Source organism: Chelativorans sp. J32 (assembly GCF_000518985.1).
GTDB lineage: Bacteria > Pseudomonadota > Alphaproteobacteria > Rhizobiales > Rhizobiaceae > Chelativorans.
In genome coordinates, this window is sequence record NZ_JAEQ01000020.1 from 1 (window position 1) to 22,108 (window position 22,108).

At 61.3% G+C, this 22,108-nt stretch carries 22 protein-coding genes; 10 read left to right on the plus strand and 12 right to left on the minus strand.

The features are described from left to right. Both CHEJ32_RS0119960 and alr read right to left on the minus strand, forming a co-directional pair. The coding region (locus CHEJ32_RS0119960) for a D-amino acid dehydrogenase (RefSeq protein WP_028035367.1) at positions 1–965 on the minus strand (965 nt) is incomplete at its 3' end. 19 nt (positions 966–984) lie between these two features. Next, complete coding sequence (gene alr / locus CHEJ32_RS0119965; protein WP_028035368.1) at positions 985–2,118, minus strand: alanine racemase; 1,134 nt, start codon at positions 2,116–2,118, stop codon at positions 985–987. 124 nt (positions 2,119–2,242) lie between these two features. On the opposite strand from alr, the gene CHEJ32_RS0119970 reads away from it, so the two are divergent. Next, positions 2,243–2,707, plus strand: a complete 465-nt coding sequence (locus CHEJ32_RS0119970; protein WP_028035369.1) for an Lrp/AsnC family transcriptional regulator — start codon at positions 2,243–2,245, stop codon at positions 2,705–2,707. An 81-nt stretch (positions 2,708–2,788) separates the two neighbouring features. On the opposite strand, the gene CHEJ32_RS0119975 is transcribed toward CHEJ32_RS0119970, so the two are convergent. Both CHEJ32_RS0119975 and CHEJ32_RS26395 read right to left on the minus strand, forming a co-directional pair. Further along, complete coding sequence (locus CHEJ32_RS0119975; RefSeq protein ID WP_028035370.1) at positions 2,789–3,430, minus strand: hypothetical protein; 642 nt, start codon at positions 3,428–3,430, stop codon at positions 2,789–2,791. Further along, positions 3,427–4,299, minus strand: a complete 873-nt coding sequence (locus CHEJ32_RS26395) for an alpha/beta hydrolase (RefSeq protein ID WP_198023891.1) — start codon at positions 4,297–4,299, stop codon at positions 3,427–3,429. The genes CHEJ32_RS0119975 and CHEJ32_RS26395 overlap by 4 nt, the downstream gene beginning before the upstream one ends. Positions 4,300–4,476: 177 nt before the next feature. Here CHEJ32_RS26395 and CHEJ32_RS0119985 point away from each other — a divergent pair, with 177 nt between their 5' ends. The 8 genes from CHEJ32_RS0119985 to CHEJ32_RS0120020 all read left to right on the plus strand — a co-directional run bounded on the left by CHEJ32_RS0119985 (position 4,477) and on the right by CHEJ32_RS0120020 (position 12,643). After that, on the plus strand, positions 4,477–5,610 hold the full coding sequence (locus tag CHEJ32_RS0119985) for a mandelate racemase/muconate lactonizing enzyme family protein (RefSeq protein WP_028035371.1): 1,134 nt from the start codon (positions 4,477–4,479) through the stop codon (positions 5,608–5,610). Beyond that, the gene (locus tag CHEJ32_RS0119990) at positions 5,597–6,637 is read left to right on the plus strand and encodes an ABC transporter ATP-binding protein (RefSeq protein ID WP_051469795.1); all 1,041 of its coding nucleotides are present in this window, start codon (positions 5,597–5,599) and stop codon (positions 6,635–6,637) included. Before CHEJ32_RS0119985 ends, CHEJ32_RS0119990 begins: the two co-directional genes overlap by 14 nt. Further along, complete coding sequence (locus tag CHEJ32_RS0119995; RefSeq protein ID WP_051469796.1) at positions 6,637–7,653, plus strand: ABC transporter ATP-binding protein; 1,017 nt, start codon at positions 6,637–6,639, stop codon at positions 7,651–7,653. Before CHEJ32_RS0119990 ends, CHEJ32_RS0119995 begins: the two co-directional genes overlap by 1 nt. Next, entirely contained in the window at positions 7,637–8,608 is a 972-nt protein-coding gene (locus CHEJ32_RS0120000) for an NAD(P)-dependent oxidoreductase (RefSeq protein ID WP_028035374.1), read from the plus strand. The genes CHEJ32_RS0119995 and CHEJ32_RS0120000 overlap by 17 nt, the downstream gene beginning before the upstream one ends. Next, a complete protein-coding gene (locus CHEJ32_RS0120005; RefSeq protein WP_028035375.1) occupies positions 8,605–9,063 on the plus strand; it encodes a RidA family protein in 459 nt (152 codons plus the stop codon). The genes CHEJ32_RS0120000 and CHEJ32_RS0120005 overlap by 4 nt, the downstream gene beginning before the upstream one ends. Before the next feature lie 70 nt (positions 9,064–9,133). Further along, the gene (locus tag CHEJ32_RS0120010) at positions 9,134–10,735 is read left to right on the plus strand and encodes an ABC transporter substrate-binding protein (RefSeq protein ID WP_028035376.1); all 1,602 of its coding nucleotides are present in this window, start codon (positions 9,134–9,136) and stop codon (positions 10,733–10,735) included. 67 nt (positions 10,736–10,802) lie between these two features. Beyond that, positions 10,803–11,747 carry an ABC transporter permease gene (locus CHEJ32_RS0120015; protein ID WP_028035377.1) on the plus strand — a complete coding sequence of 315 codons (945 nt, stop codon included), beginning with the start codon at positions 10,803–10,805 and terminating at the stop codon, positions 11,745–11,747. A gap of 14 nt (positions 11,748–11,761) precedes the next feature. Then, on the plus strand, positions 11,762–12,643 hold the full coding sequence (locus tag CHEJ32_RS0120020) for an ABC transporter permease (RefSeq protein ID WP_028035378.1): 882 nt from the start codon (positions 11,762–11,764) through the stop codon (positions 12,641–12,643). 44 nt (positions 12,644–12,687) lie between these two features. Here CHEJ32_RS0120020 and CHEJ32_RS0120025 read toward each other — a convergent pair whose 3' ends face one another. Next, entirely contained in the window at positions 12,688–13,383 is a 696-nt protein-coding gene (locus CHEJ32_RS0120025) for a FadR/GntR family transcriptional regulator (protein WP_028035379.1), read from the minus strand. 229 nt (positions 13,384–13,612) lie between these two features. Between CHEJ32_RS0120025 and CHEJ32_RS0120030 the strand changes: the two genes are divergently transcribed. After that, the gene (locus CHEJ32_RS0120030; RefSeq protein ID WP_028035380.1) at positions 13,613–15,295 is read left to right on the plus strand and encodes a thiamine pyrophosphate-binding protein; all 1,683 of its coding nucleotides are present in this window, start codon (positions 13,613–13,615) and stop codon (positions 15,293–15,295) included. Between the two features lie 128 nt (positions 15,296–15,423). On the opposite strand, the gene CHEJ32_RS0120035 is transcribed toward CHEJ32_RS0120030, so the two are convergent. From CHEJ32_RS0120035 to CHEJ32_RS0120065, 7 genes are all read right to left on the minus strand, one after another. After that, positions 15,424–16,179 (minus strand): sulfite exporter TauE/SafE family protein, encoded by a 756-nt coding sequence (locus tag CHEJ32_RS0120035; protein WP_028035381.1) that lies wholly within the window; start codon positions 16,177–16,179, stop codon positions 15,424–15,426. Positions 16,180–16,456: 277 nt separating this feature from the next. Next, the gene (locus CHEJ32_RS0120040; protein WP_028035382.1) at positions 16,457–17,251 is read right to left on the minus strand and encodes an N-acyl homoserine lactonase family protein; all 795 of its coding nucleotides are present in this window, start codon (positions 17,249–17,251) and stop codon (positions 16,457–16,459) included. Positions 17,252–17,261: 10 nt separating this feature from the next. Then, entirely contained in the window at positions 17,262–18,161 is a 900-nt protein-coding gene (locus CHEJ32_RS0120045) for an NAD(P)-dependent oxidoreductase (protein WP_028035383.1), read from the minus strand. 42 nt (positions 18,162–18,203) lie between these two features. After that, positions 18,204–18,587 (minus strand): carboxymuconolactone decarboxylase family protein, encoded by a 384-nt coding sequence (locus CHEJ32_RS0120050; RefSeq protein ID WP_028035384.1) that lies wholly within the window; start codon positions 18,585–18,587, stop codon positions 18,204–18,206. An 87-nt stretch (positions 18,588–18,674) separates the two neighbouring features. Beyond that, complete coding sequence (locus CHEJ32_RS0120055; RefSeq protein ID WP_028035385.1) at positions 18,675–19,484, minus strand: CoA ester lyase; 810 nt, start codon at positions 19,482–19,484, stop codon at positions 18,675–18,677. Next, positions 19,484–20,959, minus strand: a complete 1,476-nt coding sequence (locus tag CHEJ32_RS0120060) for an aldehyde dehydrogenase (RefSeq protein WP_028035386.1) — start codon at positions 20,957–20,959, stop codon at positions 19,484–19,486. The genes CHEJ32_RS0120055 and CHEJ32_RS0120060 overlap by 1 nt, the downstream gene beginning before the upstream one ends. Next, positions 20,956–22,107 carry a CaiB/BaiF CoA-transferase family protein gene (locus CHEJ32_RS0120065; RefSeq protein ID WP_028035387.1) on the minus strand — a complete coding sequence of 384 codons (1,152 nt, stop codon included), beginning with the start codon at positions 22,105–22,107 and terminating at the stop codon, positions 20,956–20,958. Before CHEJ32_RS0120065 ends, CHEJ32_RS0120060 begins: the two co-directional genes overlap by 4 nt. Position 22,108 lies beyond the last annotated feature (1 nt).

Sequence of the window (22,108 nt, forward strand, 5' to 3'; positions counted from 1 at the left end):
TTGGTGTAGCCGGAAATCTCCGCCATGCCGCCGACGCGGATGCGGTCGCCGAGCCGGGTGATCGCGATCTTGTAGGTTTCGTCCATGACGGTCGATTCCGGCGCGCGCGCGGCATCGGTGATCGGGATCGTCAGCGAATAGCCCTTGACCGGATAGACGGGCAGGCGGATNCCGAACGGCCTGAGCAGGAGCGGCGAATAGCTGCCGAGCGCGACGACAACCGCATCGGCGGCAAGCCGTCCCCGCTCGGTCACGACGGCGCGAACCCGGCCGCCTTCCACATCCAGGCCCTTGATCTTCGTGCCATAGGCGAAGCTCACGCCGAGCGCTGCGGCTTTTTCGGCGAGCGCATTGGCGAATTTGAAGCAGTCGCCGGTCTCGTCCTTCGGCGTCAGAAGGCCGCCGACGATCCTGTCGCGCACATGGGCGAGCGCCGGCTCGACGCGGATGCAACCGTCCCGGTCGAGCACTTCATAGGGGATGCCGTCGGCGGCCAGTGCCTTCACATCCTTGGCCGAGGCGTCGAGCTGCTGCTGGGTGCGGAACAGCTGCAGCGTGCCCTGCATGCGCTCGTCATAGGATATGGCCGTTTCGGCGCGCAGCTCCGCCAGCGAGATGCGGCTGTAGTCGGCCAGGCGCAGCATGCGGCTCTTGTTGATCGCATAGCGGCTGGACGTGCAGTTGGCGAGCATCTGGACCAGCCATGACAGCATGGCCGCATCGACCTTGGGCCGCAGGATCAGCGGCGCGTGCTGCATGAACAGCCACTTCACCGCCTTGACCGGAATGCCCGGTGCTGCCCATGGCGAGCAATAGCCGAAGGACACCTCGCCGGCATTGGCGAAGCTGGTCTCCAGAGCCGGGCCAGCCTGCCGGTCGACCACGATGACCTCATGGCCCGCCTTCGCCAGCTGATAGGCCGACGTCACGCCGATTATACCGGCACCCAAAACAATGACTTTCATGTTTCCCCCAGAAGATATTTCAGCGGTATAGCCGGTGATAGCGATGACCGAGCCCGGTCAGGATCTCGTAGGAAATCGTGCCCGCGTCGCGGGCGACATCCTCCAGCGTCTGGTTGGGCCCAAGCACCTCAACCAGCGAGCCAAAGCCGAGCCGCCCCTCCGGCAGGGTGGAGACATCGACGGTGATGCTGTCCATCGACACGCGCCCCACCATTGGCAGACGGACGCCGTCACAATAGACGGCGCCTCGGTTGCTCAGGCTGCGCGGCAGGCCGTCTGCGTAGCCCGCAGCAATGGTGGCGAGGCGCGTCTCACGCGCCGTGACGTAGGTGGCGCCGTAGCCAACGCGTGTACCCGCGGGCACCGTTCGCGTTTGCACCACAGCGACATCCAGGCGCACGACGGGCTCCATCGGATTTGGCTTGCCGGCTGTGGGTGCCCCGCCGTAAAGCGCGATACCGGGGCGGGCGAGGGCGCCATGATAGGAATTTCCCAGGAAAACACCGCCTGAATTTGCAAAGCAGATGTCGAATTCAGGGAATTCCTCGGCAACGCGATGCATCTCGGCAAGCTGCTCGCCATTCTGTTCACTGCCGGCATCGTCGGCGGAAGCGAGATGGCTCATCATGAACAGGATTTCGACCATGCCGCAGGTTTTCAAAATGGCCGAAAGTGCCGCCCGATCCTGCGGCGGCACGCCAAGGCGCGACATGCCGGTATCGAACTGCAACACGGCTGGCAGACGGCGCTTGAGGTGGGCAGTTGCGCTCGCCCATTGCTGAAGCTGTTCCAGTGAATTGATAACGGGGACTATACCGCCCTCCGCACAGGGGATCTCGTTTCCGGGCTGCAGGCCGTTCAGCACGAAGATGGCCGCATCCGGGGAAAGAAGCGGCCGGAGGCGCTCTGCCTCGACGAACTGAGCGACAAAGAAATGGCGGCAGCCATGCTCGTAGAGTTTCCTGGCGACGCGCTCCGCGCCGAGCCCATAGGCATCGGCCTTGACGACCGCAGCCGCCTGCGCCGGCGCGACCTCCGCCGACAGCTTTTCGTAATTGCGGGCAAGAGCACCAAGGTCAATGGTCAGATAGCCCGAGGCGCCCTGCAGAGCGCTTTCTTCGTGAGGCCGGTGATCCAAAATCGCACTATCCATTCGAGTCCCCCGTCGGACGAGAGACTAATGAAAAGATCGTGAAATTGCGTACGAAATGGTAATCTGTTATTGCGCATGAATAGGATGTTTCCGCAGGATCAACGAATTTTTGGAACAATCTGGCATGAAGGCGCTGGATGCGATCGATCGCAATATTCTACGCCTCCTGCGGGTTGATGCCCGCATGAGCAACGTAGCCCTCGCCGGCAAGGTCGGGCTTTCACCCTCGGCCTGTTTGCGGCGGATCAAGCTGATGGAGCAAGCGGGCGTAATTCGCGGTTATACGGCCCTGGTGGATACGTCGAATGTCGAGGCGACGATTGCCGTCATCATCAATATCACGCTAGAGCGGCAGACAGAGGAGTATCTCGATCGTTTCGAGTCCGCGGTGTGCATGCATCCGGAGATCCGCGAATGTTTCCTGATGACCGGCGGTTCAGATTATCTGCTGCGCGTCGAGGTCGAAAATGCCGGCGAATTCGAGCGCATTCACAAGGATATCCTTTCGTCCTTGCCGGGCGTCTTGCGGATCCATTCGAGCTTCTCGATCCGCAACGTTTTGGCGACGCGACCCAGAGGGCGGCGCTGAAGGTGAAGCGGGAGCATACGGCCCGGAGATATGCTCTCCATCATGCAGCTGGTATCGGCGGGGCTCATGCATTTCGGCGGCTCATAGACGCAGGTCAAACTCGCCCAGAAGTCGCTGGTTTACGGAGCGCGGCCGATCGGCCTCCTCGGCATTGGCCGGCACGAAGGACGACTTTCCGCCTTTCAGTTCGGCAGGCAACACCATGACGCGAACGAAGATATTTTCGCCCGAATGGATGTTGCGGCCGATGACCCAATCCCGCCCGGTCTCGTACCAGGCGCGACCTGCTTCAAAACATTCGACCGTGGTGCCGATGGTGGCCAGAATGCGCCCGGCGATCAGCCGCCTGATGCCGGGCCCGCGATGGCCATGGAGAGGCGTCTGCGCGCCAGGGTTGGAGGCAACCTGATCAGCCCGCAAAATGTACGGACCTTGGAAGTCAAGCTCGATGCGGTGGGAGAGAACGGGAACCGTACCCGCGCCCTCCAGCAGAGATTGTCCGATCGGTGCAAGCTCGAACAGCCAGCCTGCTCCCGCAATCTCGAAGGAACCATCCAGAAACTGGCCGTCGCCCAGGGTTAGCCGCCGTTCGCCATCCGTGCCGGAAAGATGGAGTTCGCTTGCAACCGCGAAAGCGAAGCCAGTCCCGACGGTCTTCACGGCAAGTGGCTTGTTGCCGGTGTCGATATCATAAACGGCAAGGCGGAGATCGGTATCGGTCACTTGCTGAGGCTCCTCTCGACCAGCGCTGCGCCGATCAGACTTTCCGGCTCCATGAAGTCCAAGAGGATGTCGAAATGGCCGAAGCGCGGCAGAACATGCACTTCCGCGATGATGCCGTTTCGATGCAGGTGATGAGCATAGCGATAGGTCTGGTCTATCCAATGCCAGGGCTCGCGGCCGCCGACAAAAAGCGAGACCGGGCATTTCACAAGCGGGGGGCGCTTCTCCACATTGTGTCGCGCCGCGATCTCCCGCGTCAGGCGCAATTGTTCGTTGACGGTCGTCAGCATGGCCGGTTCGGGATCATAGATGCCGCTCACCGCGACAGCGCCTGTTATGAATGCCGGGTCGAGGTTCCTAGCCTGCCAGTCCGCCGCCAGGACCTCCGCGACCAGATGGGCGCCGGCGGAGTGGCCGGACAGGCTGATCCTCATCGGGTCGCCGCCGTGCTCGGCAATGTTGCGGTGAACCCATTCGACCGCTGCAAGAGCGGAATCGACCACCCCGTCCAGGGTGGAGTCCGGGCACAATTCGTAGTTTGCGATTACGGTGGTGATGCCGCGCTCCACCAGCATGGGGGCGATATAAGCAAAGCCTTCCTTATCCTGAGCCCGCCAATATCCACCATGGAAGAAGATATGGACCGGCGACGGCCCGGAAGAATTGGCCGGGTAAACGTCGATCTTGCGCAGCGGATGGTCGCCAAAGGCAATATCGCGGTACTGCTTTAGTTCCGCCCTGGCTTTGGAATTGGCCGGTTCGCGCAGCGTGCGGGATTGGGCAAAATCGGGAAATGCCTTTTGCGGGTTATACTGGAATTCATGCTCGTCCGGCGTAAGGTCGGACCAGATCGGGGGCATATCCTGCATCGGCTTTTCCATCCTCCATACTTGTCTCAATGCAAGGAGGATAGACCGCATCGCTGGGAAAATGAAAGTAGCCTCTTGCTCTTTGGCCGCAAAATGGTTCACATATAGGTCGAAATTGATCTGCTATTGGATCACCTCGGCTTTCTAAAGCCGTAATGCGTTTTGGGAGGCGCGGGCTTGGAAATCAGATCAATCGAATTCATCGCCTTGAGCGTGCCGCTGGGAGCCGGGAAGGCTTACGGGATGTCGAAGTCCCTCGCCGCTGGCCGGCAGTCGACCCTGGTGCGCATGACCCTGGTGGACGGAACGGTCGGTCATGGCGAGGCCTGGGGTATCCCGGCGGTAAACAAAGCTTATGAGCCGCTTCTTTCGAGCTATCTGAAGGGAACGGATGTGTTCGATTGCGAACATGTCTTTTCCCGTATCCTTGCCCGCCATTATCACTTCGGCATTCAGAACGGCATGATGTCCGCCATCAGCGGTATCGACATGGCGGCCAAGGATGCCATGGGAAAGCTTACGCGGCTGCCTGTCTGCAAGCTGATCGGCGGCCAGCGCATCGACCGAGTGCCGATCTATGCTTCGGGCGGATATCTGACCGAGACGCCACGCGAGGATTTTCGCCCGCAGATCGAGGCGATGGCCGCGGCAGGCTATCCGGCGGTGAAGATCAAGATTGGCCTCGGGCCGGAGAGCGATGAGGAGCGCGTGGCCATCGCCCGCGAGGTCCTGGGCGATGATGTCGAGCTCATGGCGGATATCAATTCCAATTATACGCTCGACCTCGCGCTCGAGGCGATGGAACGGCTCAGGCCATACCGCATCGGCTGGCTCGAAGAGCCTTTGAGCCCGCAGGATTTCGAAGGCTTTGCCCGGCTGCGCGCGCGGGCGACGATGCCGATTGCGACAGGTGAGGCGCTGTATACGGTCTTCGACTTCAAGCGCCTGACGGATCTCGGTGCGATCGATATCCTGCAGCCCGATCTCTCGTTATGCGGAGGGTTCTGGCAGGGGCGGAAAATCGCCGATCTGGCTTATGCGAACCATTTGCGCCTCTCGCCCCATGTGTGGGGCGGCGCGGTCGGCTTGGCTGCCGGGTTGCACTACATTGCCTCGTTGCCGGCCTATCCGCATTCCGACAATATCCCCAAGCCGGTCCTTCTGGAATACGACCTGGGTGCCAACCCGTTGCGGACCGAACTATTGAAGGAGCCTATCCTCGTAAAGGACGGGTTCGTCGCGGTGCCGGAGGGGCCGGGACTTGGCATCGAAATCGATGAGGATGCACTGGCCCGTTATGCTGTCTCCTGATCCGATCAAGCCGCTAGGTCAGCTGCAACGCCCCGTCTTGATGGTGCGCGATCTCAAGACGCATTTCTTTACCGAAGCGGGCGTCGTGAAGGCGGTCAACGGCGTCAGCCTTAGCGTGAGCGAGGGCGAAACCCTGGCGGTCGTGGGCGAATCCGGCTCCGGCAAATCCGTAACCGGGCTGACCGTGATGCGGCTCCTGTCGCGAACCACAGCCCGGGTAGTCGGAGGATCGATCGAGTTCTGCGACCGCAACGGTAAGGTGGTTGATGTTCTCGGTCTTTCCGAGGCTGCCATGCAGCGTGTGCGGGGACACGATATCGCGATGATCTTCCAGGATCCGATGTCGAGCCTCAATCCAGTCTTCACCATCGGCGACCAGATCGCGGAACCCATCCGCATCCACAAGGGGCTCGACAGACGGCAGGCGAGGGAACAGGCGCTCGATCTTCTTAGGCAGGTAGGCATTTCCGATCCCGAGCAGCGCATCGACAACTACCCGCACCAGCTTTCAGGCGGGATGCGGCAGCGCGTGATGATCGCGGTGGCGCTGGCCTGCGATCCGCGGCTGCTCATCGCCGATGAACCAACGACAGCGCTCGACGTGACCATCCAGGCGCAGATCATCGCGCTCCTGAAACGTCTGCAAGGCGAGCGCCGCATGGCGATGATCTTCGTGACGCACGACTTGAAGCTCGTGGACGAGATCGCCGACCGGGTCGCGGTGATGTATGCCAGCCAGGTCGTGGAGGAGGGGCCGGTGAAGACCGTCCTGGCACGGCCTCGCCATCCCTATACGCGGGCGCTGCTCGATTGCATTCCAAGCAGGCGCGACGCTTCGGGCGGGCGTCGCAAGCTGCGCCCCATACCAGGTACGCTTCCCAATCCGCTTTCCCCGCCCCTCGGATGTCGCTTCCATTCCCGCTGCGCCTTCGCGGCCGAGAGGTGCAAGGCCATAGAGCCGGCTCTGGAAGCCGTGGGTGAGGATCATGTGACGCGATGCCTGCGCTGGAAGGAGATCGAGCTTTGATGTCTTCCCTCGATCAACTCACCTTGCCGCAGGTGGCTGAGCAGGAGGCCAGGGCTCCGCTCGTTTCGGCGCGCGGTCTCAGCAAATATTTCGAATCCCGTGGCGGGTTTCTCGCTCAGGCCAAGCCGCCGGTGAAGGCGGTCGAAAGCGTCGATCTCGATATCGGGCGGGGGGAGGTGCTTGGCGTTGTTGGTGAATCCGGCTCCGGCAAGTCGACGCTCGGCAGGCTGATCCTGCGGCTGATCGAGCCCACGAGGGGCGAGGTGGTTTTCGACGGCCATCGGCTCCAGTCGCTCAATGCCGGCGAGATGCGACGCTTCAGGCGCCATATGCAAATGATCTTCCAGGATCCATTCGCGAGCCTGAATGCCCGCATGACCATCGGTGACGCGCTGATGGAGCCTCTCTCGCTCCATCGCGGTCTTAAAGGCACTGCCGCAAGGGAAGCCGTAGTCGCGCTTCTGGAGAAGGTCGGGCTTTCGGGCGACCACATGAAGCGTTATCCGCGCATGTTCTCAGGCGGGCAGCGGCAACGTATCGCTATCGCCCGTGCGCTTGCCTCGAATCCGAGCTTCATCGTCGCGGACGAACCCGTCTCGGCGCTCGACGTGTCGATCCAGGCGGAGGTTCTGAACCTCCTCCAGACATTGCAGGCCGAACTCGACCTGACGCTGATGTTTATCAGCCATGATCTCTCGGTGGTCGAGGCGGTTACGGACCGTGTGATGGTGCTCTATCTCGGCCGCGTGATGGAGATCGCCTTCACCGACGCGCTCTACAGCAAACCCCGCCACCCCTATACAGCAGCCCTTCTTCAAGCAGCGCCGGGCGTAGCCAAGAGCAAACGCTATATACTGAGGGGAGAGATCCCAAGCCCGTCCAATCCCCCTTCGGGCTGCGTTTTCCGCACCCGTTGTCCCTTTGCGATTGACGATTGCGCCAAGGTGGTTCCGCCTCTGAGCAAGGTCGGCACCGAGCACTACAAGGCATGTATCCGCGATGATCTCGACCTCTGACTTCTTTGATCCTGCCAGGCCAGTTCTCGTGATCGGGGGCAGGGGCTTTGTCGGCTCCCATATTGTCCGGGCACTGCTTGCGGCGGGTCTGACGCCGCATGTCTACGGGCCACCGATGCGAGAGAACCTGCTTGCCGCTTGCCAGGGGCGTTTCGGGGAGACGCTCGGAACGGTGGAGGAACGGGAGGCGATCGCCGCAGCGATCCGCGACACGCGCGCCGGTGCCGTGGTGACGACCGCTGCCTATGCGGCCGGCAACAAGGGCCTGATGCGCGGGGGAGACGCGGATTCCGACAAGGCTATGGCGGTCAATGTCGAAGGATTTCGCCACACGCTGGAGGCCGCGCGCAGGGAGGGCATCCGCCGTGTGGTGTGGGCGGATTCCACCGTGGTCTACGGCGCGGCTGATTTATACGCGAAGGAGAGGGTGGACGAGGGGGATCAGCGGTGCCCGACAACCTTCTACGGCCTGACCAAGGTGCTTTGCGAAGACCTGGCGCAATATTATCGCGACCGTTACGCGATGGACGTCGTCGGCTTGCGCATGTCGCTGCTGCTTGGACCAGGGCTCTGGTACCAGGGCGCCGCCAGCGCCATTGCCGGTGTCGTCCGCAATGCCGCCCCGGGGGCGGTCCACGAAGTTGCGTTCCACAACGAGCGCATCGACCTGATGCATGTGGCGGATGTCGCCCATGCCGCTCTGCTTGCCCTTGGCAGCCCGAGAAAACTGGAAGCCGTGTACAACATCAACGGTTTCACGGCTTCGCTGAGCGAGATCGCCGCGAAGGCAGAGGCTGCCGTGCCGGGCTACCGCGTGAAGCACAGGATCGAGCCGCCCCAGCTCATTTTCCCGCTTATCAGCGACCAGCGCTTCCGCGACGATACGGGTTACGCGCCGGCCTATTCGCTGGATGACGTCGTGGCCGAGCTGATCGGAAAAGGAGAAACCGTATGATCGAGAGCCGGCTCACAGAACTTGGCATTACGCTACCGGAGGCCGCTTCCCCGTCCTTCAATTATCTGCCCGTTACTCTGCATAATGGTATTGCCTATGTCAGCGGCCAGATGCCGAAGGTCGATGGCGAGGTGCGCGTCTTCGGCAAAGTGGGCGGCGAAGTCGATCTGGAGACCGCCAGGGAAGAGGCGCGCATCTGCATTCTGCAGGGCCTTGCCTGTCTCAAGGCGGCGCTGGGTTCGCTCGACAGGATCGAGCGCATCCTGAAGATGAACGGCTATGTGGCGTCGGCGCGCGGGTTCAACGCCCAGCCAAAGGTGATCGACGCCGCATCCGATCTTCTGGTGCAGATCTTTGGTGATGCAGGCCGTCACGCGCGTGCGGCGGTGGGTGTCGCCGAGTTGCCGCGCAACGCAGCGGTGGAAATAGAGATGACGGTGGCGTTTGGCGATTGAGCATCGTCATGGTCGGGGAGTGCCGATCTCATCCGGAACTGGGCAAACACAGATAAAAGGGGTTCAAAAAATGGTTTTGACGAGAATGTTCAGCCGCAGAGGCTTCCTGCATGCGGGTCTAATGGGAGCAACCATGCTGTGTGCGTTGCCGGCGCTGCCGGCCTTCGCACAATCGGAAGGGCTATATGGCCCCGTTGCCGAAAACGCCGTGAGGGGCGGGCGGCTCAATATGGGCCTTTTGGTGGAGCCGCCCGGTCTCGATCCCTTCCATCAGGCCGCGGATGCCCGCATCCGCATCACCGTCCTCGTGTATCAGGGGCTCTTCTACGAGTCTCCGTCGGGCGAGGCCGTGCCCCTGCTCGCCGAGAGCTACGAAGTTTCCGACGATAACCTCGTCTACACGATCAAGCTGCGCCAGGGGGTCAAGTTCCACAATGGCGCGGAGATGACCGCCGAGGACGTTGCCTACAGCTATAACTACATCCGCAATCCGGAGAACGGCTCGCCAGGAGCGGGTGATTTCTCCATGATCTCCGACATCAAGGCGGTCGATCCGACCACGGTGGAGATCACGCTTAGCGAACCGAACGCGTCACTACCAATGACACTGGGCAACAAATATGGCGCGGTGGTGCCGGCGGGTTATTTCGATGACGAGGCCGCCAAGAACCTGATGAACTCCGAGAGCGTCGGGACCGGTCCGTTCAAGCTGGTCGAGTTCGTACCGAATTCGCACATCGTGCTCGACCGGAACGAGGACTATTGGGAAGAGGGCGCGCCCTACCTCGACGGGATCGACTTCGCGATCCTGCCCAACAGCGCATCGATGCTCGTGGCGCTGCGCAACCAGCGGGTGGATCTCGTGGCGCTGACACGGCCGCAGGACGTGCAGCAGGTGCAGCAGGTGGAAGGCCTGGAGATCGAGCGTTGGCCTTCGCTTGGCCAGGCATCCGTCGATCTTGGTTCTGAGACTAAGCCGCTCGACGACGTGCGCGTGCGCCAGGCAATTTCGCTCGCGGTCGACAAGGAGGAGGTGATGAAGGCCTCAATCGGGGATTTCGGGCAGGTGCTGGGCACGATTCCGGCAGGTTTGCAGGAAAGGTGGGGGCTGCCGCTGGACCAGGTGCCCATGCAGGGTCCCGACATCGAGGCCGCCAAGAAGCTGCTTGAGGAGGCAGGCCTTGGAAATGGCTTCACCCTCACCCTGACGACCATCAACGGCTATGATTGGATGGATCCGGCTGCCGTCACGCTGCGCGAGCAGTTGGCGAAGATTGGTGTCACGGTCGATATACAGCGGGTCGATCTCGGTGTTTGGATCAACAATTTCCGCTCCAGCCAGATGGGGTTCACCTTCAATGACTGGGCGAGCCAGCCCGATCCGAACCTCCTCTTCTACCGTCACTTCCACAAGAAGCCGGAAGGCGCGGATTTCCGTAATTGGAACAATGACGAAGCCAGCGCTCTGCTGGATGAAGGCAGGGCCACCTCCAATCCGGAGGAGCGGCGCGAGATCTACAACAAGTTCCAGACGATCCTGGCCGAGACGGTACCCACCATCATGCTGTTCTCGCCGGACCATATCACTGTGCGCAGCCAGAGGGTGCAGAATTACGTCCAGCATCCGACGGGCTGGTATTACGGCCTCGCGCGGGCCTATCTGAGCGATTAACTGCACGACGCGAGCAGGAGCGGAAGGCACCTCGGCGCCTTTCGCCCCCTCGGAAGCAGGGTCTTTCATGGGCAAGTATCTGGTAAAACGTCTCGCCGCCTCTCTCCTAACGGCATTTCTGGCTTCAATGCTCGTTTTCCTGCTCGTGCGGCTGGTACCAGGCGACGTGGTCGCGCAGATGATGGGGCAAGCCGGCGGCGAGACTGCGGCCAATGCGCTGCGCGAGTTCTTCGGGCTCGATCAGCCGATCTATATGCAATATCTGGCCTGGCTCATGAAAGTTCTGCAGGGCGATCTCGGCGTAAGCTGGACACGTGGCATGCCGGTCACCACCATGATCGGCCAGGCATTTCTGGTGACTCTGGAAATCGGGCTGCTCACCCTGCTGGTGGCGACGATCATCGGCGTTCCCTTGGGCATATTGGCCGGCATCTATGAGGGGCGTCCTCTCGATACCGCCATCCAAAGCTTCAACATCCTGGGTCTCGCGGCACCTGTTTTCTGGGTCGGGCTCATGCTGCTCGTGGCCGTTTCGAGCTTGTTCTCCTGGTCTCCGCCGCTGCGCTATGTGCCGCCGACGCGGTCGCTTGGGGACAATCTGGCAATCCTGGCCCTTCCCATCCTCAGTCTAGGCCTGCTCCAGGTGGCTGCCTACAGCCAGTTCGTGCGGCAGAACGTGGTTTCCGCGCTGCATCAGGAATATGTGCGGACGGCCATCGCCAAGGGCGTCCCCGTCCGCATCATCTTCTTCAAGCACATTCTTCGCAACGTGCTGATCCCGATCATCACGTTCATGGGGCTGATCCTGATCCAGATCCTCGGCGGCGTCGTCATCATCGAATCGCTGTTTGCGCTTCCTGGACTTGGCCGGCTTCTCCTGACGGCGATCGAGACGCGCGACTATCCTGTTCTGCAAGGCGCTTTGTTGATCGTTGTTGTCGCCGCGATGGTGGTCAATCTGCTTGTCGACCTTGCCTATCGGCTGATCGACCCGCGCGTGCGCGTATCCTGAGGGAGGGCTATCTCATGGCTCAGTACCAGAACGTTGCCACTCCCGAAAATGGCTCCCGGAAAGAACCGCACCTCCAACCATTGCTCCTGCGCATGGCACGGCGTGAGCCGGGACTGCTGCTCGGGCTCGTCCTCTTGGTGTTCATTTTCCTTGTTGCCTTGTTCCCCGGCCTCTTCACGCAGGCGTCGCCCTATGCGGTGGACGTCAATGCAGCGATGATGCCTCCTTCCGCCGGCCACTGGTTCGGAACGGACGATACCGGGCGTGATCTGTTCGCCCGCGTCGTCTATGGAACGCGCATCACCCTAGCAATTTGCGGCGGGTCCCTGCTGATCTCAGCTTTTTTCGGCGGACTTCTCGGGCTTGTCTCCGGCTTTCTCGGTGGCTGGGTCGATCAGGCACTCGGGCGTCTGGTCGACGTTCTCCTAAGCTTCCCGCCCATCATTCTCGGCGTCATAATCACCGGGGTTCTGGGACCTGCGACGGTAAACCTCATCCTGGCGCTCTCTATCGTCTATGTCCCGGTGTTCTTCCGTATCGCTCGCGCAGGAACGCTAAGCGAGAAGGACAAGACCTATGTGGAGGCCGCGCGCTCGATAGGCATCAGCGAGCCGACGATCCTGCGGCGGCATGTGACGCGCAATGTAATGCCGCTGATCCTCACGCAATACATGATCCTGTTTCCGTTGATCCTGCAGATCCAGGCGGCGCTGGGCTTTCTCGGCCTGGGCGTGCAGCCGCCCACGCCCGATTGGGGCGCGATCCTGGAACAGGGAAAGGACTACATCCTTTATGCGCCCTGGATGTCTCTCTTTCCCGGACTTGCGGTGCTGCTGGCGGCGTTGTCCCTGATGCTGGTCGGGCGTGCGCTCCAGAGGCGGATAGATCAGCGATGACCATCGGCCCGCATTCGGCGCCCGCCCGGGCGCCGCTTTTATCGTCAATCGCTGCTGGCGCTGCTCAAGGTGCGGAGCAGATATTCGCGGATCGCCTCCCGGGCAGCCGCGCTGTCGCGGTTTTTGAGCGCTTCCACGATCTTCAGATTGTCGCGATAGGCGGTCTCGCGAACGGCCGACACCGGGGAAGGATGCCCTCCCGGCCGACCCCAGCCCGCCCGCCTCCGCGACTGGAGGATTTGCTCGAATATGGAAACGATGAAGCGGTTGCGCGAGCCTCGCGCGATGGCGAGGTGCAAGGCGTATTTGGCCTCCTTGAACTCGGACCAGCTCGCCGCCTGACGCATCGCTTCAAGGCTCTTCTCCATCTCGACGATGTGCTCGGGCGAAGCGCGCTCAACGACGAGGTCGGGCAGGCTCGGCTCGAAAAGGAGCCGGGCTTCAAGCAGTTCGGTGAGGCTGTATTCGTCCGAACCGGAGGGCTTGCGCTCGGCAACAAAGGTGCCCCTGCCGACATGACGCTCGATCAATCCTTCTTCGACCAACTGGTTCATGGTTTTGCGCACGGTGTTTCGCGCGGCTCCAAAACGGTCGGCAAGCGCGCGCTCCGTCGGCAGACGGCTTCCCGCCTCAAAGCTGCCATTCATGATCGCCGCCTTGAGGTCCCGGTAGATCGCTTGCGCGTCGCGTTCCGACTTTTCCCGGACCCCCGGAGAGGAAAGGACGTCTTCTTGAAGCATGCTGAGGCGCTCATTGGCTGGAAGTGATGTGCTATTGGCCGGGATGGCAAAATCGTCTTGTACATTATTTGTCGCTGCTGGACAAATCATTGGGAACAGGATGCCACTGGCAGTAAATTGAGATAAGTGCGAGATGGGTTGTTTTTGGTTGGAATTGGCTCGTGAGGCGACGGAGAATTCTCGTGAGTTCGCGCGGAGCCAGAAAATGCTCTTGAGAGGATGAGTATCGATGCAAGACTCACATGAAATCGGCAAGCGCGGCGCGGATATTCTCGTCGAGAGCCTGTTGGCGCAGAAAGTGGATCGCGTGTTCTGCGTTCCCGGTGAGAGCTATTTGCCGGTGCTGGACGCTCTTTACGAGAAGCGTGATTCCATCGAACTCGTCGTGTGCCGGCAAGAGGGCGGGGCCGCCAATATGGCCGATGCCTATGGCAAACTCAGGGGCCGGCCGGGCGTCTGCTTTGTGACACGCGGCCCGGGCGCGACGAACGCATCGATCGGGGTGCATACGGCGTTCCAGGACTCCACGCCGATGGTTCTCTTCATTGGTCAGGTCTCGCGCGAGATCAAGGATCGCGAAGGCTTCCAGGAGGTGGATTTCGTCGCGATGTTCCGGCCGCTGGCGAAATGGGCTGCAGAAATCAACGACCCGCAGCGCATACCTGAATATGTTCATCGTGCCTTCCAAACAGCCATGGCAGGGCGGCCCGGCCCCGTGGTACTGTCCCTGCCGGAAGACATCCTAAGTGAGATCGTGCATGGAGATCTCGACGCGGGGCTACCCGCCTATCCGCTCGGGGGGGCGCCCAGCGCCGAACGACTCGACAAGCTGGTGGGACTCCTCGGGCAATCCACCAAGCCGCTGATGATCCTCGGTGGGGGAGGGTGGAGCGAGCAGGTCGGCGCGGATGTAATGACCTTTGCCGAACGCTTCGGCGTAGCGGTGGCGACCTCGCTGCGGTGCCAGGATTACGTGCCGAACAGCCATCCAAATTACGCGGGTCATATGGCGATCGGGATCGAGCCCACGCTCGGCGCCCATATTCGGGAGGCGGATCTTCTGATCGTCCTCGGGGCAAGGCTCGGCGAAATGACGACGGCGGGCTACAAACTCGTAACGCCGCCGCGGCCTCAGCAGAAGCTGGTTCATATTTACCCGGATCCGGAGGAACTGGGGCGTGTCTACCAGGCCGACCTGCCAATCAACGCTTCATCTGCGGAGATGGCTGCCGCGCTTGCGCGGCTTGATCCCAAACGGCCTGTAGACGGCGCCTGGGTGCGTACCTGCCGGGCGGATTTCGAATCAAGCGTGGAGGTGCGAAGCTCCGGCCAAAAACTCGACATGGCCGAAGTCGTGACAAGGATGCGCAGGCGTATGCCGGTCGATACGATCGTTACCACCGGGGCCGGCAACTATACCGGCTGGGTTCACAAATACTGGCCATTCGAAAAATTCCGCTCCCAGCTCGCTCCCACGTCTGGAGCAATGGGCTACAGCGTGCCGGCAGCGGTAGCGGCTAAACTCACCGCGCCAGACCGGGCCGTGGTCGCCTTTGCGGGAGACGGCTGTTTCATGATGAATGGCCAGGAATTGGCCACCGCTATGCAGCATGACGCCAAGATATTAGTCGTGGTTGTCAACAACGGCATGTATGGCACCATACGCATGCATCAGGAACGCGAGTTCCCGCATCACGTCCACGGCACGACCCTGCGGAACCCGGATTTTGTGGCGCTGGCCAAGGCATACGGCTTTCATGCGGAGCAGGTCAGCGACATCGATGCATTTGATGAGGCGTTGGAGCGGGCCTTGGGCGCGCCGCAGAGCGCGCTTCTGGAACTCATCGTAGATCCGAATGTCATTTCGATCAGAACGACCATCGAGGCGTTGCGCGAAAAGGCATCGGCATAGGCTCAGCGTCGGCGAGCTCGGCAACGACTGTTTGCGTCTCCATGCCGAGCTCGTCGCGCGCCATCCTTATGTTACCCGGTCGATAGCAGGAGGCCCTCGTAGGGAAGTCTTAAAGACCTGCCGCAGATTCAAACGTAGAAATAATAGCAGGCCAGGAAGAGACCGAACGCAACGACAAAAAAACGCGTCAAAGCGAGCGGGAGCCGCTTCGCCGCCCAGACGCCGGAATAACCTCCCGCCGCAACGCCGGGTACGATGGCTGCTACTTCCCGCCACGCCACAACGCCGCCGGAGACGAAGACTGCTATAGCCACGGCTGCGATAACGATCGAAAGCAGGTTCTTCAGTGCATTCAGGTGATGATAGTCACCCCGCTCGGTGAGGCCGAGCGTCGCCAGCATCATGATCCCCATCCCGGCGCCGAAGAAGCCGCCATAAATGGAGGTCATGAACTGAACGAGTTTGCCGGACAATGCTCTTCCGGTCGGCGCGGCTTCATCTTGCGTGCGTCGTTTCGGCATCAGGCGAGGACCGGCGGCAAATAGGATCGTCGCCGCGATCAATAGCCAGGGCACGATGGCCTTGAAGGCCACATTATCGAACGAAAGCAGCAACAAGGCGCCCGCAAGCGCGCCGGCGCCCGAGAGCAGGGCATAGGAAATCGCCTTGCGCCATATGCGTGCGATATCCTTCCGATAGGCGAGGGCCGATGTGACATAGCCGGGAAATTGTGCGATCGCCGATGTGGCATTGGCCGAAATCGGCGGCACCCCCACCAATGTAAGGGCGCCGAAGGTGATGAAGGTCCCTCCGCCCGCTACTGCGTTTACAACGCCGGACATGAAACCGCCCGCAAAGAGCAGGAGGGCCGTCAGAAAGGTCACATCCATCTATCTGACCGCCGCGGCAATATCCGGCCTCCAACAATGAGTGCGGATATGAAACGCATGCGCAGCCTCCCCAAATCCCCCGATGGCGACCATCGATAAAGGAATGCGGCGGAATACGGAACTCAGATTTTGGGTTTCCCGATCCCGCCGCCGAAGCCGTTGCCGTAGTGCAGTATCAGATCAGTACCTGGGCGCCGACAAGATAGGCGGGGCTCGATCGAGCCCCCCCAAGACCCCACGCAGAGGCGAGGGCAGACCTCGCTATCGCCGACTACTTTACAGGCTCAAGATCGACGCGGATGGCCCAGCCTTCCATGTGCGGCACTGCGGGATAACGCTCGAATACAAGCGGATCATGGCCTGGCACGACATGCCGCATGGACGACGTGAGCCGGCGGATCGTCCGGTAGCCTTCCAGCAATTCCGCGAGATTGTCGAAGACTGCGAAGGCACGGTCCGTTTCGATGTGCTCGTAGTAGTGGCTGGCATCAGAAGCGAGGACCACCGGTCCGCGCGCGGTGTTGACACGGACGATCTGTAACCCGCGCGAATGCCCGCCCACCTTGTGCACGCTTATACCGGGGGCAATCTCCGCCTCGCCATCGTAGAACTCGACGCGACCCGCGAACACCTTGCGCACCATCGAGACGACGTCTTCTTCCTCGAAAGGGTGATTGAGCAGGTGGTGGCACATGCAACGCCCCGTGGCGTAGGCCATTTCGCAATCCTGAATATGGAAGCGGGCGCGCGGCAAAAGATCCAGGTTGCCGGCGTGATCGTAGTGCATGTGGGTCACGATGACGTCGGTCACCTGCTCGGGCTCGAGCCCCACCGCCTTGAGGCCCAGGCCGACGGGCTTCAACAACTCGCGCTGCCGACGTTTGGCGCGAACCTCGTCGAACCCCGTATCGACGACGAACGTTCTCTTGTCGTTGGAGATGACCCAGAAGAAATAATCGATGGGCATCGGCGTATCGTGCGGATCGCCGCCGTGGAAATTGGCGGGACGGTTACGGTCCGACCGGCCGTAGCGGATCATGCGGATTTCGTACTGGTCGTCGCTCATGCCGCGTGCCTCACGTCTTCTTCGCCACGACCTCGATACCGGCCCAGCGCTCGGGGAGCTGCACGATCTGGGTGAAATCACTGTCAGGCCCGATTTGCGAATGAACGAGTTGCCAGAGCTGCTTGACGGCGCTGCCGACCCACATTTGCGCACCGATGGCTTCCGCCTCTTCCATGCACAGCTTCAGGTCCTTGTACATGAGGGCCGTCGTGAAGCCGTAGTCGAACGTTCGCGGCAGAATGGCCTTCGGAAACTTGTCCTGCGAAGCGCTGTTGCGGCCGGACCCGGTGTTTATGACATCGATTACGGTTGCCGGATCAAGGCCGGCCTTGACCGCCATCACGACGGCTTCGGAAGTGGCGGCCAGAGCCGTGGCGGAGAGGAGATTGTTGACCAGCTTCATGGTCTGACCAAGCCCCGCCTTCTCGCCGACATAGAACAGCTTGCCGATATTTTTCAGAAGCGGCTCCGCCACCTCATAATGGTCGCGCGGCCCCGAGATCATCACAGCCAGCGTGCCGGCCTTCGCGCCTGCCTTACCGCCGGAAACGGGTGCGTCGAGATGGGCAATCTTGCTCTCGGCGAGCTTTGCCGCGATCCTCTCAGAGGAGGTTGCGCCCGTGGTCGACAGATCGATGAAACGCTTGACCGAACTGCCTGACGAGACCCCATTCTCGCCGGCGGCGACCTTCTCAACAATGTTGGGAGTGGGCAAACTGGCGAAGACGGTCTCGCAGGCATCCGCCACCTCTCTTGGACTGCTTACCGTCCGGGCACCGAGTTTCGCGAACTCCTTTAGCGCCGCGGTGTTCACATCGGTGACGACCAACTTGTGCCCGGCAGCAACGAGCCTGCCGGCCATCGGCGCGCCCATATTGCCGAGACCTATGAATCCAATCTCTTCGGACATGACGAGAAAGCTCCTCCCAACCTTCCGCAGGCCACCTGCGGATTATTTCTGGCCGTCTATTTCGGCGAACACGTTGCGTGCGATGCGGAACGAATCGACCGCTGCCGGCACGCCGCAATAGATGGCAACCTGAAGAAACACCTCGCAGATTTCCTCACGCGTAAGACCGTTGTTCAACGCACCCTTCACGTGCACCGCGATCTCATGCGGGCGGTTCAGGGCGGAAAGCATCGCAAGATTCAGGAAGCTGCGTGTCTTGCGGTCGAGGCCAGGTCGGCCCCATACGGCACCCCAGCAATATTCGGTGACAAGCTCCTGCATCGGCCGGTTGAAGTCGTCGGCCGTCCTTATGGCGCTGTCGACATAGTCCTTGCCGAGCACCGCACTTCGAATTTCCAGGCCTTTCTCGTAAGTCGCCTTATCCATCGTCACTCTCTCCCTTATGTTCGTCTGGCCAGATTCATTATGCGCAGATGTGGCGCAGGCCGCTCAATGCCGGGGGCCGTATAGCTGCTATCCCTCGGTCGGTATGGCTGCAGCCTCCATGAGGCGCCGGGCTCGCTCCACCAGGGGCTTGTCGATCATCTGGCCGTCGATCTTGATCGCGCTGTCGGATGTCGCGGCAGCGAGCACCCGTTCGGCCCAGGTGATCTCCTTTTCCGTGGGTCTGAACGCCGTAAGGATGGGCAGGACCTGTTTGGGATGGATGGCAAGCTTGCCGCCGAAACCCATATTGCGCGCCCGGTACGCTTCGGCAGCGATCAGGTCTGGGTCGTCAAGCGTGGGGGTGACACCGTCGATTGGCGCCTGTTTCCCCGCGCGGCGTGATGCCAGTACAAGCTGTGAGCGCGTGAAAAGAAGCGCCTCCCACGACGGCTGGCAGCCAAGATCGAGGCCGAAATCGAGCGAGCCGAATCCAACGCAGATCACCTCCGGAACACTCAGGATGGCTTGGATATTGTCGAGTCCTTCCACCGTTTCGATCAAAGCGATGATCGCCAGTTTTCCACCCGCCGAGCCGGCGGCTTCAGCAAGGTCTTCGGCCCGTTCCGCCTTCGGCACGATGACGCCGGAAAGCGCCGCCGAGTCCAGCATGGCAAGATCTTCCTTCCACCAGGACGTGCCGGCACCGTTGATGCGCGCCAATACCGGCTTTGAAGCGATGTCATGCCGTAGGAGATTGGCGCGCGCAGCCTCCTTGGTAGAGGGGTCGACCGCATCCTCAAGGTCTATGATGACGGCATCGGCCGCGGTTGCCGCGGCTTTGGTGAAGCGCTCCGGGCGGTCGCCCGGCACGAAGAGGGGAGCAATCGGGGCGCGCATCAGCGGATCACGAACGGGTTGGAGGTGCTGGTCTCGGTGGCGATCCAGACCGATTTGAGCTGCAGATATTCGCGTACGGCGTCGATCCCGCTTTCGCGGCCAATGCCGCTGCGCTTGTAGCCGCCGAAGGGCGAGGTGTAACTGACGGCGCGATAGGTGTTGACCCAAACGGTACCGACCTCAAGGCGCTCCGCCATGCGGATCGAGCGCCCTATGTCCGAGGTCCAGACGCCGGCCGCGAGGCCAAAGTCCACATCATTGGCGATCTGGACTGCTTCCTCCTCGTCCTCGAAGGGGATCACCGCCAACACCGGGCCGAATACTTCCTCCTGGGCAATGCGCATATCGTTCCGGACATCGGTGAAAATGGTGGGCTCGACAAATTGCGTACCGTTGGCGCCCGGTCCGGTATAGGGCTTGCCTCCCAGAACGCAGGTTGCGCCCTCGTTGCGGGCCACCTCGATATAATCGAGAACTTTCCGGTATTGCGGCGGGGTGGTGACAGGCCCGACATTGGTATCCGGCGACATCGGGTCGCCGATACGGGCGGCGCCGGCAACCTCGACGAGCCGTTTCATGAAGCGGTCGTGGATCGAGCGCTGAAGAAGGAGGCGGGAGCCGGCGATGCAGGTCTGGCCCGAGGCGGCAAAGATGCCGGAAATCGCCCCCATGACGGCAGCCTCGATATCGGCATCCTCGAAGACGATGTTCGGCGATTTGCCGCCGAGTTCGAGCGAAACATGCTTCAGATCGCGCGCGGCAGCCTCGTAGATCTTCTGTCCGGAAAGATCCGAGCCTGTGAAGGCGATCTTTGCGATGTCCTTATGCGCGACAAGCGCAGCACCGACATCCGCTCCGAAGCCGGTGACGGTATTGACCACGCCTTTAGGGAAACCGGCTTTGCCGAAAAGGTCCATGAACTCGAGCGTGGAAGCCGAAGTAAACTCCGACGGCTTGATGACGGCGGTGTTGCCGGCAGCAAGCGCCGGAGCAAGTTTCCACGCAAGCAGCAGCAGCGGCGAGTTCCAGGGGGTGATCATCGCCACAACGCCAAGCGGCTCAAGCCGGGTGAAATTGAAGATAGACTTCTTATCGGTTGGAATGACCGTGCCTTCTATCTTATCGGCCAATCCTCCGTAATAGCGGTACCACTCGGCGAGATATCTCGTCTGCGCCGACATTTCGGCAAGGAGCTTGCCATTATCGCGTACCTCCGTTTCCGCGAGGCTTGCGGCGTTCTCCTCAATGAGTTCCGCCAACCGAACCATCAGTTTGCCGCGGGCCGACGCGGTCATGGTTCCCCATTCGCCACGCCGAGCAGCCTTTGCCGCCGCCACTGCACGGTCCACATCGCCGGCCGTTGCATGCGCGATAAGCGCCCAGGCCTTGCCATCGTAGGGATTTGCGGTCTCAAACGTGCGGCCACCCTCGGCCTCCACATAGGCGCCGTCAATGTAAAGGCCATAACGCTTCATGGTGCTCGTTCTCCAAGCGCAGCTGCGGGTGCGAATTCCGCCCGCAAAGCGGGGCCGTTCTCGTCCAGTCTCGGAACGTGGCGCCGGGTGGCGCCGGGCACCGGAAGGTCTGCCAATCGCACCTCGGTGCCGGCAAGTTCCACAAAGCGCTCGCGCAGATGCGGGTGCGTCGACAGATCCTCGACCGAATTCAGGTTCGAGCAGGCGATTCGCCACTTCTTGAGAATTTCAATCAGTTCGGCTCGCGAATAGCGAGCGAACACGTCTCCGATGATGGCATCGAGAGGAGGTCGGTTCTCCACGCGCGCCATGTTGGTGGCGAACCGCGGATCGCTGGCCAGTTCGGGTTGGCCGAGAACCTTTCCGCAGAGCGTGGCGAACTCCCGGTTCGATTGGACGGCGATCAAAAGCGGTTCGCCACCGGCAGCGAAGTAAGCGCCATAGGGCGCCAGCGTCGCGTGCGCCACACCCATGCGAGCAGGCGCCTTGCCAAGATAGCGCTGGAAGGCGAGGGGGACGTTCATCCAGTCCGCCATCACGTCGAACATCGCGATCGACAGATCGATACCTTCGCCGGAGCGGGCGCGGAGAAGCAGCGCGCGTAATATTGCCGAAAAGGCGGTCAGTCCTGTTGCGATATCGCAGACCGAGAAGCCGACGCGCGAGGGCATGGCCTCGTTGCCGGTAACCGAGCATAATCCGCTTTCCGCCTGCACGAGAAGGTCATAGGCCTTCATGTCGGAGAAGGGACCGGTCCGCCCGTAGCCGGTGATCTCGCAGGTGATCAAACCGGGGTTGGTCTTGCGCAGTTCTTCACCGCCGAACCCCCGCTTTTCCAACGAGCCCGGAGCGAGATTCTGCAGGAGAACATCCGCACGGGCAAGCATGTTGCGCAGTAAATCCGCATCTTCTGGCTTGTCGATGTCGAGGCAGATGGATTCCTTGCCGGCATTGAGCCAGACGAAATAGGCGCTCTCGCCATTTGCAGCGTTATCGTAAGAGCGGGCGAAATCGCCCTCCGCGCGCTCGATCTTGATGACGCGGGCACCGGCATTGCAAAGGAGAAGACCGCAATAGGGCGCGGCTACCGCTTGCTCGATGGAGACGACGGTTATGCCTTCGAGTTCTCTGCCGAGTCCTGATCCCATG